This is a genomic window from Microbacterium shimangi (genome assembly GCF_043556445.1).
GTDB lineage: Bacteria > Actinomycetota > Actinomycetes > Actinomycetales > Microbacteriaceae > Microbacterium.
On sequence record NZ_JBIGII010000011.1, the window covers coordinates 1 to 13,797 of the forward strand.

A 13,797-nucleotide genomic window follows, 5' to 3' on the forward strand; every position below is an offset into this window, starting at 1 on the left:
TTCGGGGCCTCCGCGCGCGAGAGCGGCCACAACCGGCTACCGATACCCCCAGCAGGGATCACGGCATAGAAGTCATCGAGAGGGTGAGAAGCCATGCGCTCAGGGTAGCGGTGAGCCCGCGCGACGCCCATCGTCGAGGTCGCTCCCACGCCGTCGTCTTTCTCTCGATATCGAGAGACTTAGGTGGGCCTTAGGGGCGCGCGTCGAGACCGCCGAATAGAATTGCGAGGCGCTCGCGCGCCGTCCGGGGTCGCCCCGACGGGGGCATCGATCAGCCCCGAAACCGTGTTCGATCAGGGAGGACGACCGTGTCAGCACCTGCACGCGTCACACCGTCGATAGCCGAGACCACCTCGAAAGTTCCTCGCGGCACGCTCTACCGCGGCAACGAGGGGATGTGGTCGTGGGTTCTCCACCGCATCACCGGTATCGCCATCTTCTTCTTCCTCCTCGTTCACATCCTCGACACGGCGCTGATCCGCGTCTCCCCCGAGGCGTACGACGCCGTCATCGGCACGTACAAGAACCCGATCATGGGTCTCGGCGAGGTCGCCCTCGTCGGGGCCATCGCTTACCACGCCTACAACGGCCTGCGGATCATCGCGGTCGACATGTGGTCGTGGGCCACCCGCCACCAGCGTCAGCTCTGGTGGGGTGTGCTCGGACTCTGGGTGGTCACGATGCTCGGCTTCGCGCCGCGACACCTCATCAACGTCTTCTCGAACATGGGCGGTGAGTGATGACGACCGCCGACCTCGCCGCGCCGCGCAGCCCGTACGTCCGCAAGAAGGGCTTCAACCTCGAGAAGTGGGGATGGATCTACATGCGCGCCTCGGGCGTGCTGCTGATCATTCTCATCTTCGGTCACCTGTTCTCGAACTTGCTGACCAACGACGGCATCCACCAGATCGACTTCGCTTTCGTCGCCGGCAAGCTCGCCTCGCCGTTCTGGCAGTGGTGGGATGTCGCGATGCTGTGGCTCGCTCTCATCCACGGCGCGAACGGCATGCGCACGATCGTCAACGACTACGTCGCCACGCCGCTCATCCGCCGCATCCTGGTCTCATCGCTCTTCATCTCGGCCGGGTTCCTCATTCTGCTCGGCACCCTGGTGGTCTTCACCTTCGACCCCTGCATCGGCGTCACCGAATCCAGCATCCTGTGGGATTCGTGCCTCGCGGCATGACCCTCACCTTCCCTCGCCCGCACTCCCCCGATAACAGAGGCATCTCTTCGTGAGCACTCAGACCACCTCGGATTCCGTCATCAGAGACGGCGTGCACTACCACCAGTTCGACATCGTGATCGTGGGCGCCGGCGGTGCCGGAATGCGCGCTGCGATCGAAGCGGGCCCCGGTGCCAAGACCGCGGTGATCTCGAAGCTCTACCCCACGCGTTCGCACACCGGTGCCGCGCAGGGCGGCATGGCGGCAGCCCTCGCCAACGTCGAAGAGGACTCCTGGGAGTGGCACACGTTCGACACCGTCAAGGGCGGCGACTACCTCGTCGACCAGGATGCTGCGGAGATCCTCGCGAAAGAGGCGATCGACGCGGTCATCGACCTCGAGAACATGGGTCTGCCCTTCAACCGCACGCCCGACGGCAAGATCGACCAGCGTCGCTTCGGCGGGCACACGGCCGATCACGGCAAGACCCCCGTGCGTCGATCGTGCTACGCCGCCGACCGCACCGGCCACATGATCCTCCAGACGCTGTTCCAGAACTGCGTGCGCCTGGGCATCAACTTCTTCAACGAGTTCTACGTGCTCGACCTCATCACGGTGAAAGACGACGCGGGCGCGACGCAGGTCGCGGGCGTGGTCGCTTACGAGCTGTCGACCGGCGAGCTGCACGTCTTCCAGTCGAAGGCCGTCATCTTCGCGACCGGCGGTTTCGGAAAGATCTACAAGACGACCTCGAACGCGCACACCCTCACGGGTGACGGCGTCGGGATCGTCTGGCGCAAGGGCCTGCCCCTGGAAGACATGGAGTTCTTCCAGTTCCACCCGACCGGCCTGGCCGGCCTCGGCATCCTCCTCACCGAGGGTGCGCGCGGCGAGGGAGCGATCCTTCGCAACGCCTCGGGCGAGCGGTTCATGGAGCGCTATGCCCCGACCATCAAAGACCTCGCGCCTCGCGACATCGTGGCGCGCTGCATGGTGCAAGAGGTGGCGGAGGGCCGCGGCGCGGGCCCCCACCGCGACTACGTGCTGCTCGACTGCACCCACCTCGGCGCCGAGGTGCTCGAGACGAAGCTCCCCGACATCACCGAGTTCGCGCGCACCTACCTGGGTGTCGACCCGGTCGTCGAACCCGTTCCCGTGATGCCCACCGCGCACTACGCGATGGGCGGCATCCCGACCAACGTCAAGGCCGAAGTGCTCGCCGACAACACCACCGTCGTCCCCGGCCTCTACGCCGCCGGCGAGTGCGCGTGCGTCTCGGTGCACGGGTCGAACCGGCTCGGCACCAACTCCCTGCTCGACATCAACGTCTTCGGCAAGCGCGCAGGCCGCAACGCGGTCGAGTACGTCAAGACCGCGGAGTTCGTGCCGCTGCCGGAAGACCCGTCGAAGGAAGTGCGCGAGCTCATGGAGGGCCTGCGCGCCAACCCGGGCACCGAGCGCATCGCCGTGCTCCGCAAGACCCTGCAGGACGAGATGGACAAGGGCGCCCAGGTGTTCCGCACCGAGGAGTCGCTGACGCGGATGCTCACCGTGATCGAAGACCTGCGCACGCGGTTCAACAACATCCACGTCGACGACAAGGGCAAGCGCTTCAACACCGACCTGCTCGAGGCCGTCGAGCTCGGCTTCCTGCTCGACCTCGCCGAGGTCGTCGTCTACTCCGCTCTCAATCGCAAAGAGAGCCGCGGTGGTCACATGCGCGACGACTTCCCGACGCGCGACGACGAGAACTACATGCAGCACACGATGGCGTACCTGACGGGCGACCCCCACTCGTCGTTCGCCTCCGACCACATAGACCTCGACTGGAAGCCCGTGGTCATCACGCGGTACCAGCCCATGGAAAGGAAGTACTGACCATGGCTTCGACAGTCATCGACACGACCAATGCCCCGTCGGGGGTCGAAGAGTCTCCGGTCGACACCGGCATCCAGTCGTTCATCGTCACGTTCAACGTGCGTCGCTTCGACCCCGAGGTCGACGCCGAACCGCGTTGGGTCGACTATGACGTCGAGATGTACCCGACGGACCGCGTGCTCGACGCCCTGCACAAGATCAAGTGGGAGGTCGACGGTTCGCTGTCTTTCCGCCGCTCGTGTGCGCACGGCATCTGCGGCTCCGACGCGATGCGCATCAACGGCCGCAACCGTCTGGCCTGCAAGACGCTGATCAAAGACCTCGACATCTCGCAGCCGGTCTACGTCGAGGCCATCAAGGGTCTTCCTCTCGAGAAGGACCTCATCGTCGACATGGAGCCGTTCTTCGCCTCCTACCGTGACGTTCAGCCGTTCCTCATCTCGAAGACGAAGGCCGAGCCCGGCAAGGAGCGCATCCAATCGATCGTCGACCGCGAGGTCTTCGACGACACGACGAAGTGCATCCTCTGCGCCGCGTGCACCTCATCGTGCCCGGTGTTCTGGACCGACGGTCAGTACTTCGGTCCCGCGGCCATCGTCAACGCGCACCGCTTCATCTTCGACTCGCGCGACGACGCGGCCGACGTGCGCCTCGACATCCTCAACGACAAAGAGGGCGTCTGGCGTTGCCGCACGACCTTCAACTGCTCAGAGGCATGCCCCCGCGGCATCGAGGTGACCAAGGCCATCGCCGAGGTCAAGCAGGCCGTTCTTCGCGGCGGCCGCTGACACGCTGAGGCGACACCATGCTCGCGGAGAGCGGGCTGTATCCGTCTGCCGGACGCCACTCGATAGTCTGAGCCGGTGACGGGGTCGAAAGCATCGGAGGAGCGCCCGCACGGGCTCCGCGAGCGCTTCGATGAGCCGATCGAGAAGGCCACACGGCTCACAAGAAAGACCCTGGCCTGGTTTCCGGTGCGCGTGTGGCGCCACTTTCTGCAGCACAACGGGTTTCTCCTCGCGGCCGGCATCAGCTACCAGTCGCTCTTCGCGATCTTCGGGGTTATCTATTTCGCCTTCGCCGCCGCGGGTCTCTGGCTCGGCGGCAGCGAGGCGGCGGTGCAGGCCCTGATCGGCCTGATCAATCGCTACATCCCGCAGATCATCAGTGAGAACGGGCTGGTGAAACCCGAGGCGGTTCAAGCCGTGGCGGAAGGCAGCACGGGCCTGCTCACCGTGACCGGTCTGATCGCCGGCGTGGTCGTCATCTGGACCGCCATAGGATTCGTCACCTACGCCCGCCGCGCCGTGCGCGACACGTTCGGCCTGCCGTTCGACCGCCGCAGCTACGTGCTGCTCAAGGCGCGGGACTTCGCCGCCGCCGTTCTCTTCGGTGTCGCCCTGATCGCGGGAGCCCTGCTCGGCCTCATCTCGTCGGGCGCGATCGAGCTGATCTCCTCGCTCTTCGGATGGGACGGCCAGTCGGTCTGGGTGCGAACCGCCACGCGCCTGCTGTCGCTCGTCGTGGCGTTCGGGCTCAACTCCCTGGCGCTCGCGTCGATGTTCCGCTTCCTCAGCGGTGCCTCCCTCACCTGGCGACGCATCTGGTCGGGATCCCTCCTCGGCGGGGGCGCGATCGTGCTGCTGCAGATCGGCGCGGGCTTTCTGTTCGTCTACTCGCCGACCAATCCGCTGCTCGCGACATTCGCGATCTTCATCGGGTTCCTGCTGTGGTTCCGCCTGAACGGGATCGTGATCCTCGTCGCGGCCGCGTGGATCGCCGTGGCCGCCGGCGACCGCGGCCTGTCGCTCCTATCGGCGGACGAACGCCGCGCAGAAGAACACGCGGCCCTCGTCACGGCGGCGCAGTTGCGGCTGCGTGACGCCGAAGACGAATGGGCGGAAGCCCCCTGGTACTCGCGCTGGTGGACCGGACGCGAGGTGCGGCGTCTTCGCGAAGAGCTCGCCGCGCTGGTCGCCGCCGCACCGGCGCACCGCTCGGATGTGCTGCTGGACTGACGGGCGGTTCTGTCAGTCGTCCATCCACGACGGGCGCAGAAAGCCGCTCTCGTAGGCGAAGGCGGCGGCGGCTGCGCGGCTGCGCGCACCGATCTTCGGCATGAGGTTGCTCAGGTGCGTCTTCACCGTCGCGTCGGTGACCGTCAACCGTGCGGCGATCTCCCGGTTCGACCACCCCTGAGCCACGGCCGCGAGTACCTCTCGTTCGCGGGGGCTGAGGGCACTCAGCTGCGAGGCCACGTCGCCGGACGGCACGCCGGTGAGGTGGGTGCGCGCGTGACGGGCGAGGAGTGCCCGGGTGAGGCTGGGATCGATCAGGGCGTCGCCGCGTACCGCGCTGCGCAATGCGGCGGCGATGAGGTCAGCGCCGGCGTCTTTGAGGATGAACCCGGACGCGCCGGCTCTCATGCTCTCGAAGACATATTCTTCGTCCCCGAAGGTCGTGATCATGAGGACAGCTGACGCGTACCCCTGTGCCAAGATGCGGCGGGTTGCTTCGATACCGTCCATGACCGGCATGCGGATGTCCATCAACACCACATCGGGGGTGGATCGTCGGCAGATTTCGACCGCAGCCGCTCCGTCTCCCGCCGTCGCCACGACCTCCATGTCGGCCTCGGCATCGATCATCATCTTGAGTCCCGCTGAGACGATGGGCTGATCATCGACGACCACGACACGGGTGCGCTCGACCGTCATGAGCGCGCCGGCGCGGGATTCCGCGGAAGCCGCGCGCGCACCTGCCAACCGCCGTCGGGATGCGGGCGGGACGTGAGCGAACCCCCGAGCGCCGCCGCTCGTTCACTCATGCCCCGCACCCCGTGCCCACCGCCCGTTCCTGGAGAAGAGCCGGCACGGCCATCGTCGGAGACGATCAGCTCGAGGTCGTGCCCACGGGGGGCGAGCGCGACGGTCACGCGGGTGGCGTCCGCGTGCAGCATGACGTTCGTGAGCGCCTCCTGGATGATCGGCAGGACGGCCGCCTCGACGAACTCCGGCGAACCACCGGTATCCGACGCCACGTCGACCTCGATGCCGCCGTCACGGAGCCGCGCGGCCATCCGCTCGACCGCTTCACCGAAAGACGGGCGGTCGTCGACCGCCGCACGGTGGTCGCTCTCGTTGAGCACGTGGACGAGACGTCGCATCGACGCGAGCGCTTCGCTCCCCTCGGCGGCGACGGCCCGGACGGCTCCGCGGAGTTGGCCGGGGTCGACCTCGGCTACTCGGTCGGCCGCCTGCGCGCGGATGACCATCGCGCTGATGTGGTGAGCCACGACGTCGTGCATGTCGCGCGCGATGGCGGTGCGCACCTGTTCTGCGACTCGCTCCCTGTCGACGTCACGCAGTGCGACGAGCTGCTCGTTGCGATCCCGGAGTTCTGTCGCCGAGCGCCGCTGCACCCGGATCGTGTATCCCAGTACGACGACGACGTCGAAAACGACGATCGTCATGATCAGGCGGGACGGGTCGACGACGATGAGAACCGATTCGTAACCTTGGGCGAGGTTGCTCACGGACGTCCACACGCCGGGGATCAACGCGGTGACCGCCCCGGCGGCACCCACCGCGCCCACGAGGAACGGCGACACACCCGCAACGGCGCACCGGAAGGCGACGATGATCAGCGGTAGCAGCCGCAGTTCCGGAACATCGAACCACCACCACGGCCAGCCCACCACGCAGCCTGCGATGAGGAGCGTGAGTCGAGGCGCCAAGCGCGATGCCGGCCAGCACGCGGCGGCGAACGCGGCGACGAAGATGTACTCGCCCGGGTTGAAGGGGAACCAGACGGTGGTCAGTGCGATCGAGATCATCACCAGACTGACGCCCAGCGCCGCGGCCGCGAGGGTCACGTCACCCCACGCCGAACCACCCGCCCGGAACAATCGCTTCACCCGCCCCACGTTACGCACCGGTGACCGCTCGTGCATCGGCCGAACAGGGGAGGCGCCCGGTCGCCCGATCGGCCGACGCGCCCCTGCGGATCACGCCCGAACAGGCGATGCGGCGAGGTAAGACGCCGCCTTAGCGTCGGGGCATCCCCTCCTCCACCGGCGGACCGGGGATCCATCCCGAGGAGAAACCCCATGCTGAGCGCCCGTCTGCGTCATCTCGTTCCGGCATTGCTGGTCGTCCCGATTCTGCTTTCCGGCTGCACCGCCACGCAGTCGGAGAGCCCTTCCGCCCCGCTCCCCACCCCGTCGTCATCCGACGGCATCGACGTCCCCGGCGCTGAGGCCCCCAGTCCCCTCGACCCCTATCTCGACGTGCTGTACAACCGCATCTCCGATGAGGAGTACCTGCAGCAGTTCCTCGCTGACGAGCAGATCATCGCCGCGTGCATGACCGAAGCGGGATTCGAATACAGCCCGAGGGGCGCGGCGTTCGTGGCGGCAGACCAGGCCTTCCAGGGTTCCGACACATCGTCGCGCGAGTGGGTGGAACAGAACGGTTACGGCATCAACGCATGGACACCGGAGAAGGAGGCCGCGGTCGATGCCGCCGACCCGAACGCGAGCTACGTCGCCGAGTTGTCCGCGGCTGAAAGCGAGGCCTACTACCTGTCGCTCTGGGGCGACGAGAACGACGGGGGCGACTTCACCGGGTGCTACGGCGAGACGGCGGACGGCCAGCAACCGCTGTCGCTCGCGGACCGGTGGCAACCGTTGACGGAGGCGCTCCAGCAGATGTGGGGTCAGCTCATCCCCGCCGATCCAGACGCGATCGCGGCAAGTGAGGACTGGTCTGACTGCATGGCCGCGGGCGGCCGCCCCGGGTGGAAGACCCCGTCGGACGCCGCCACCTCGCTCAGTGTGGCGGGCGACGGTCCCGCGTCGGGAGAGGTCGATTCAGCCGCTCTGGCCGCTGAGGTCGAGGTCGCGCTGGCTGATTTCGACTGCCGCGCCGAGACGGATTACGACGCGCGGATGCGACAGGTGAGGATCGCCGCGGAGACGACGTTCCTCGACCAGAACCGCGCCGAGCTCGAGATCCTCCTCGCCGAGAGCGAGCAAGGCGAGTGAGCGACGATGACAGCGGAACCGGGACGGGGTCATGGCTTCCGCTTCTGCGGCGCAGCCGCTCGGTCTGGCTTCTCGCCGCCACCGCGCTGTCGTCATTGATCGTCGGAAGCGTCGCCAGCGCCGTTGTCATCTCGTCGCAGGATGCGGGCGCCACCGCCGCAGTGGAGGCCGGACCCATCACGATTCCGATCGAAAGACGCATCATCGTGAATGAAATCCGCACGCGGGGTACGGCGGCGTTCGCCGATGCTTTCGACCTCACGGTCGATCCCTCCCTGCTCCCGGGAACGGCGACAGTCTCGGGACGTGTGCCCCGGGTGGGCGACACGATCGAGGGAGGGAGCGTGCTGCTCGAGATCGCGGGGCGCCCCGTCATCGCCCTCCCCGGCGATGTTCCCTCGTATCGAGACCTCCGAGTCGGAACGACCGGAGCCGACGTCGCGGCGCTGAAGAGTGCGCTCGCCTCGCTCGGCATCGACCCGGGCGACGCCGCGAGCGCGACCTTCGACGCCGCAACAGCGAGCGCGATCGACGCGCTTTACGAACGAGTGGGCTACGACAGACCCCTCGCCGATGAGGATGCCGCGGATGCGCTCTCGTCGGCGGAGTCCGCCGTCCGTTCCGCGGATCTCGCCGTTCTGAGCGCGGAGCGCGATCTCAGCACCGTGCGCGCCGGGGCCAGCGCCGTCGAGCGAGCAGAAGCCGACGCCGCGGTGCGTGAGGCGGAGTCGAGCCTGGCGACCGCACACGAGGGCGGCGTCGCCGCGGAAGTGGCCACGGCCGAGAACGCGTTGACGGTGGCGAAGGCTCGTCGAGACGAAGCTGTTGCTCAACCCGACGAGCGGGTCGAGGCGGCGGCGCTCCACGCGGCGCGCGCTGACGCCGACCAGGCACGGGCGCGGCTCGAACGTGCCCGGGCGGAGGGCCAGGTCTTCCTGCCGGCGAGCGAAGTGGCCTTCGTTCCCGGACTCCCCCGCCGTGTCGACACGGTCGGAGCGGTGAAGGGTCGACCACTCGAAGCGTCGGCGATGACGATGTCGGGTGCGACGCTCGCCGTCGACGGCGACCTCGCGACGAGCGAAGCGGGGCTGGTCGCGGTCGGCGCCGCGGTGACGCTGACTCTGGCGGACGGCACATCACTGACCGGCACGATCTCGAAAATCGGCGCGAGCGTCGTCGACGGCGCGTCGAACGCCGAACAAGACGACGCAGACCAACAGGAGACCGGCACCGGCGGGGTCACGTTCTCGGTGACCCCGCAGGGCGACGAGCAGCAGCTGGCTGCCCTCGCCGGACAGAACGTCCGCGTCACCGTGCCGATCGAGTCCACAGAAGGAGAGGTGTGGGCTGTACCGGTGGCCGCGCTCAGCACAGGGCCTGACGGAGCCTCTCGCATCGAGGTCGCGCGGGATGGTGAGCGCGAGACGTCGCTGGTCGAAGTGCAGCTGGGTCTCGCCGCAGACGGTTTCGTCGAGATCACCTCTGCCGAAACGGAATTGACGGCGCAGCTGCGGGTGGTGGTCGGCGAGTGAGCGCGCCACTCCTCCGCCTCGCAGGGGTGGCGCGCTCATTCAGCGGCCCGACCGAGGTTCGCGCCCTCACCGGCATCGACCTCTCCGTCGACCGCGGCGAGTACCTCTCGATCGTGGGGCCGAGCGGATCGGGAAAGTCGACCCTCCTGAACATCCTCGGGCTACTCGATCAGCCCACCGCGGGCGAGTACACGCTCGACGGTACAGACACGACGCTCCTCGACCCGGGCGAACGCAACCGGCTGCGCGCCCGCGAGATCGGCTTCGTCTTCCAGTCGTTCCACCTGCTTGCGTCCCGCTCCGCGCTCGACAACGTGCTCATGGGCATGCTCTACAACCGCACCCCCCGGCACGAACGACAAGAGCGCGCACGGCGGGTCCTGTCTCGGCTGGGACTCGGCCACCGAACGGATTTCCTCCCGCCGGTACTCTCCGGCGGAGAGCGGCAACGCGTCGCGATCGCCCGGGCGATCGCGGCTGCGCCCGCCGTTCTACTGGCCGACGAGCCCACCGGCAACCTCGACGGGGAGACCTCCGAAGAGGTGCTCTCGATCTTCGATGAACTGCACCACGACGGCCTCACCCTGCTCGTGATCACGCACGACGAGCAGGTCGCCCGACGGGCAGCGCGCAGCATCCGCATCACCGAAGGCCGACTCGAGGAGATCCGATGACCATCCGCAATCTTCCGCTCCCCCGCGGGTTCGCCCGGCGACGCGACCGGCCTCGCGACCCCGATCGCTTCTCCGCCCCCGACCTCGTCGCGGAGGTGCTCGCCGGTCTCGACGCGAAACCCGGGCGCCTGGTCATGACGACCGTCGGCGTCGTCATCGGCGTCGCGTCGCTGGTCACGACGATCGGGCTCACCCAGACGTCAGCGAGGAATCTGTCGAATCAGTTCGATGCAGTGACGGCGACCCACGCGACGGTGCAGCCCGCTGGCTCGGTTCCCGGGGGGCCCGCGTCCGAGGCCGCGCTCCCCTGGTCATCGGTCGAGCGGGTGCGCGAGCTCGCGGGGGTGGAGGCGGCCGTTCTTCTCGGCGAGATCGACACCCCACCGGGGTCGGTGACGACGGCTGCGGTCAACGATCCATCGCAGCCCACCCCGTTCACGCCGACGATCGCTGCCAGCAGCGCGGGCCTCCTCGACACCGTCGGGGGTCACGTCGTCGAGGGCCGCATGTTCGACGGCGGGCACGCCACCCGGCACGACCGCGTCGTGGTGCTGGGGTCCGGCGCCGCGGAGCGGCTGAACGTGCACCGCGTCGACAACCAGCCCACGGTCTTCCTCCGCGGCATCCCCTTCGCCGTCATCGGCATCGTCGACGCGGTGACCGTGAGGACGATCCTGCTCAACAGCGTGATCATCCCCCTCGGGACCGCGGAGGAGGTGTTCGGCCTACGGGCACCGGCCACCCTCGATCTGCGCGTGACGCCCGGTTCGGGGCAGACGATCGCCCGGCAGGTGCCGATCGCCCTCGACCCGAACGACCCCGCACGTTTCTCGGTGGTCGCTCCGCCTCCCCCCTCCGAGCTGCGACGGGCCGTCACCGCAGACGTCGACCTCGTCTTCCTCGTCCTGGGCCTTCTGGCCCTGCTCGGCGGCGGAATCGGGATCGCGAACGTCACCCTCGCCTCGGTCGCCGAGCGAACCGGAGAGATCGGCCTGAGGCGAGCACTCGGCGCGGAGGACCGCGACATTCGGATGCAGTTCATCCTCGAGCCCTCGATCACCGGGTTGCTGGGCGGGCTCATCGGGGCTTCGCTCGGCGTCGCGGCGGTGACGGTCGTCTCGCTCGTGCAGGGGTGGACGCCGGTGATCGACATCGTCGCCGCGCTCGCGGCGGCGGCGGCCGGCGCCCTCGTCGGGCTTCTCGCGGGCCTCGCCCCCGCTCGTCGGGCGACGCGGATCGAACCGGCTGCGGCATTACGAGACGGTGTGTGACCCCGGTCTCGACCGCCGCGCCGGTGTCGGAGGCCTTCGTTAGGCTGACGGACGTGTCTCGCAGCGTTCGCATCGTGTCCATCAACGTCAACGGCGTTCGCGCCGCCGCCCGCAACGGCATGAACGAGTGGCTCGCCACCGCCGACGCCGACATCCTCGCCATCCAAGAGGTGAGAGCCACCGCCGACGACCTGCGTGCGTCGCTTCCCGGGTGGGAGATCGTCAACGACGAGGCGCTCGCGAAGGGGCGGGCGGGCGTCGCCATCGCCAGCCGCGCGCCGAGTGTCGCGGTCCGCACCGCTCTCGGGTCCGACTCCGTCGACTCCGCGGGCCGCTGGCTCGAAGCCGACTTCGACATCGACGGCGAGGCCGTGACCATCGTCAGCGCGTACGTGCACAGCGGCGAGGTCGGCACCCCGAAGCAAGAAGCGAAGTGGTGCTTCCTCGACGCCATGGAGAAGCAGTTGCCCGAGCTGGCGGCCGACGGCCGACTCGCACTCGTGATGGGAGACCTCAACGTCGGGCATCGGGAGCTCGACATCCGCAACTGGAAGGGCAACGTCAAGAAGGCCGGCTTCCTCCCCCGCGAACGCGCGTACTTCGACCGCTTCCTCGGTGCGGCCGGTGCCCCGGTGACGGGCGTCGACGGCAGCGTCGGCACGGGACTCGGGTGGATCGACATCGGCCGCCGCCACGCCGGCGAGGTCGACGGCCCGTACACGTGGTGGTCGAGCCGCGGCAAAGCGTTCGACACCGACACCGGGTGGCGCATCGACTACCACCTCGCCACTCCCGCGATGGCGGCGCGCGTCACCGATTACCGCATCGGCCGCGCCCCGTCGTGGGACACACGCTGGAGCGACCACGCCCCCGTCGTCGCCGACTACACCCTTGGTCTCTGACGCCCATGGAGCGGTGTGAGGGTCCGCGACGCCGGCACCGGGACTGGCGGGGAGACGACGGCCGACCGCTCCGGGCATGCGTCACGAACCCTCGCACCGCGCGGCCGCCGACGCGACGGGTGCAGCGGGCTGCTGCGGGGGCGGGCAGCATCCGCCCGCTCTAAGATTGGGCAGTGACCAAACCGCGCCTCTACTCCGGCATGCAGCCCTCGGCCGATTCGCTCCAGATCGGCAACTACATCGGGGCGCTCATGCAGTGGCGCGATCTGCAGGACTCCTACGACGCGTACTTCTCGGTCGTCGACCTGCACGCGCTCACCGTTCCGAACGACCCGGCCGAGCTCCGCGTGAAGACCCGCCGTACCGCCGCGCAGTACATCGCCGCGGGCATCGAGCCGTCGCGGTCGACGCTGTACGTGCAATCCCACGTGCCCGCCCACGCCGAGCTCGCGTGGATCCTGTCGACGATCACCGGGTTCGGCGAAGCCGGACGCATGACGCAGTTCAAAGACAAGTCGGCACGTAACGGGGCGGATGCGGCATCCGTCGGGCTCTTCACCTATCCGGTGCTGATGGCCGCCGACATCCTGCTCTACCAAACCGACGTCGTTCCGGTCGGTGACGACCAGAAGCAGCACGTCGAGCTGACGCGCGACCTCGCCGAGCGGTTCAACACCCGCTACGGGCCGACGTTCTCGGTGCCGACCCCGGTGATCCAGCGCGACACCGCGCGCATCTACGACCTGCAGAATCCGACGGCGAAGATGTCGAAGTCGGCCGAATCCGATGCCGGCGTGCTGTGGCTGCTCGACGAGCCGGCCAAGAGCGCCAAGAAGATCATGCGCGCGGTCACCGACAGCGAGGGCGTGGTTCGATTCGACCGCGAGGCCAAGCCCGGGGTGTCGAACCTGCTCGTGATCTACGCCGCGCTCACCGGTCGGCAGATCGCCTCGCTCGAGGACGAATACGCCGGCCGCGGCTACGGAGACTTCAAGAAGGGGCTGGCCGAGGTGGTCGTCGCGGAGTTCGAGCCGGTGCGCACCCGTGCCCTGCAGCTGCTCGACGACCCGGCCGAGCTGGATCGCGTGCTGGCCGAGAATGCCGGGCGCGCCGCCACCGTCGCCGACCGCACCCTCACCGACGTCTACGACCGCATCGGCCTCCTCCGCCGCGTCTGATGCATCGGGTGCGGAGGCTGGGCCCGCACCGCGGCGTGCGCCCCGGTTCGGCGTACCCGCCGTGTTCATCCTCGCGCCGCACGAACTCAGGCTCGATGGCGCGGGAGTCGGCCTGAGCCCCGGAATCACGGGGCCCGATCGTCGTGCGCGCG

The 13,797-nt window shown here is 68.4% G+C and carries 13 protein-coding genes; 11 read left to right on the forward strand and 2 right to left on the reverse strand.

Annotation, left to right across the window (positions count from 1 at the left end; translation table 11 throughout):
- The first annotated feature begins 308 nt into the window (after positions 1-308).
- The 5 genes from sdhC (at position 309) to ACFXQA_RS14835 (ending at position 5,062) form a co-directional block, all read left to right on the forward strand.
- On the forward strand, positions 309-740 hold the full coding sequence (sdhC, locus tag ACFXQA_RS14815; RefSeq protein ID WP_394520654.1) for a succinate dehydrogenase, cytochrome b556 subunit: 432 nt from the start codon (positions 309-311) through the stop codon (positions 738-740).
- Positions 740-1,186, forward strand: a complete 447-nt coding sequence (locus ACFXQA_RS14820) for a succinate dehydrogenase hydrophobic membrane anchor subunit (protein ID WP_394520655.1) — start codon at positions 740-742, stop codon at positions 1,184-1,186. Before sdhC ends, ACFXQA_RS14820 begins: the two co-directional genes overlap by 1 nt.
- A gap of 49 nt (positions 1,187-1,235) precedes the next feature.
- Positions 1,236-3,044, forward strand: a complete 1,809-nt coding sequence (sdhA, locus tag ACFXQA_RS14825) for a succinate dehydrogenase flavoprotein subunit (protein ID WP_394520656.1) — start codon at positions 1,236-1,238, stop codon at positions 3,042-3,044.
- Positions 3,045-3,046: 2 nt separating this feature from the next.
- Positions 3,047-3,832, forward strand: a complete 786-nt coding sequence (locus ACFXQA_RS14830) for a succinate dehydrogenase iron-sulfur subunit (RefSeq protein ID WP_394520657.1) — start codon at positions 3,047-3,049, stop codon at positions 3,830-3,832.
- 75 nt (positions 3,833-3,907) lie between these two features.
- Entirely contained in the window at positions 3,908-5,062 is a 1,155-nt protein-coding gene (locus tag ACFXQA_RS14835) for a YihY/virulence factor BrkB family protein (protein ID WP_394520658.1), read from the forward strand.
- Positions 5,063-5,074: 12 nt separating this feature from the next.
- Here the strand turns inward: ACFXQA_RS14835 and ACFXQA_RS14840 are convergent, their stop codons facing one another.
- A complete protein-coding gene (locus ACFXQA_RS14840; protein WP_394520659.1) occupies positions 5,075-5,761 on the reverse strand; it encodes a response regulator transcription factor in 687 nt (228 codons plus the stop codon).
- Positions 5,758-6,960, reverse strand: a complete 1,203-nt coding sequence (locus tag ACFXQA_RS14845; RefSeq protein ID WP_394520660.1) for a sensor histidine kinase — start codon at positions 6,958-6,960, stop codon at positions 5,758-5,760. The genes ACFXQA_RS14840 and ACFXQA_RS14845 overlap by 4 nt, the downstream gene beginning before the upstream one ends.
- Positions 6,961-7,152: 192 nt before the next feature.
- Between ACFXQA_RS14845 and ACFXQA_RS14850 the strand changes: the two genes are divergently transcribed.
- From ACFXQA_RS14850 to trpS, 6 genes are all read left to right on the forward strand, one after another.
- Positions 7,153-8,088: a hypothetical protein gene (locus ACFXQA_RS14850; protein WP_394520661.1), complete on the forward strand. Its 936-nt coding sequence runs from the start codon at positions 7,153-7,155 to the stop codon at positions 8,086-8,088.
- The gene (locus tag ACFXQA_RS14855; protein ID WP_394520662.1) at positions 8,085-9,620 is read left to right on the forward strand and encodes a hypothetical protein; all 1,536 of its coding nucleotides are present in this window, start codon (positions 8,085-8,087) and stop codon (positions 9,618-9,620) included. Before ACFXQA_RS14850 ends, ACFXQA_RS14855 begins: the two co-directional genes overlap by 4 nt.
- Positions 9,617-10,294: an ABC transporter ATP-binding protein gene (locus ACFXQA_RS14860; RefSeq protein ID WP_394520663.1), complete on the forward strand. Its 678-nt coding sequence runs from the start codon at positions 9,617-9,619 to the stop codon at positions 10,292-10,294. Before ACFXQA_RS14855 ends, ACFXQA_RS14860 begins: the two co-directional genes overlap by 4 nt.
- A complete protein-coding gene (locus ACFXQA_RS14865; RefSeq protein WP_394520664.1) occupies positions 10,291-11,565 on the forward strand; it encodes an ABC transporter permease in 1,275 nt (424 codons plus the stop codon). The genes ACFXQA_RS14860 and ACFXQA_RS14865 overlap by 4 nt, the downstream gene beginning before the upstream one ends.
- Before the next feature lie 53 nt (positions 11,566-11,618).
- Positions 11,619-12,467 (forward strand): exodeoxyribonuclease III, encoded by an 849-nt coding sequence (locus ACFXQA_RS14870; protein ID WP_394520665.1) that lies wholly within the window; start codon positions 11,619-11,621, stop codon positions 12,465-12,467.
- A 173-nt stretch (positions 12,468-12,640) separates the two neighbouring features.
- Positions 12,641-13,645, forward strand: coding sequence for a tryptophan--tRNA ligase (gene trpS / locus ACFXQA_RS14875; RefSeq protein ID WP_394520666.1), 1,005 nt, complete (start codon positions 12,641-12,643; stop codon positions 13,643-13,645).
- Positions 13,646-13,797 lie beyond the last annotated feature (152 nt).

Bases quoted from the DNA above. Each gene is read 5' to 3' on its own strand.
- ACFXQA_RS14820 (WP_394520655.1), top strand. From the start codon at position 740: ATGACGACCGCCGACCTCGCCGCGCCGCGCAGCCCGTACGTCCGCAAG.
- ACFXQA_RS14830 (WP_394520657.1), top strand. From the start codon at position 3,047: ATGGCTTCGACAGTCATCGACACGACCAATGCCCCGTCGGGGGTCGAA.
- ACFXQA_RS14840 (WP_394520659.1), bottom strand. From the start codon at position 5,761: ATGACGGTCGAGCGCACCCGTGTCGTGGTCGTCGATGATCAGCCCATC.
- ACFXQA_RS14850 (WP_394520661.1), top strand. From the start codon at position 7,153: ATGCTGAGCGCCCGTCTGCGTCATCTCGTTCCGGCATTGCTGGTCGTC.
- ACFXQA_RS14865 (WP_394520664.1), top strand. From the start codon at position 10,291: ATGACCATCCGCAATCTTCCGCTCCCCCGCGGGTTCGCCCGGCGACGC.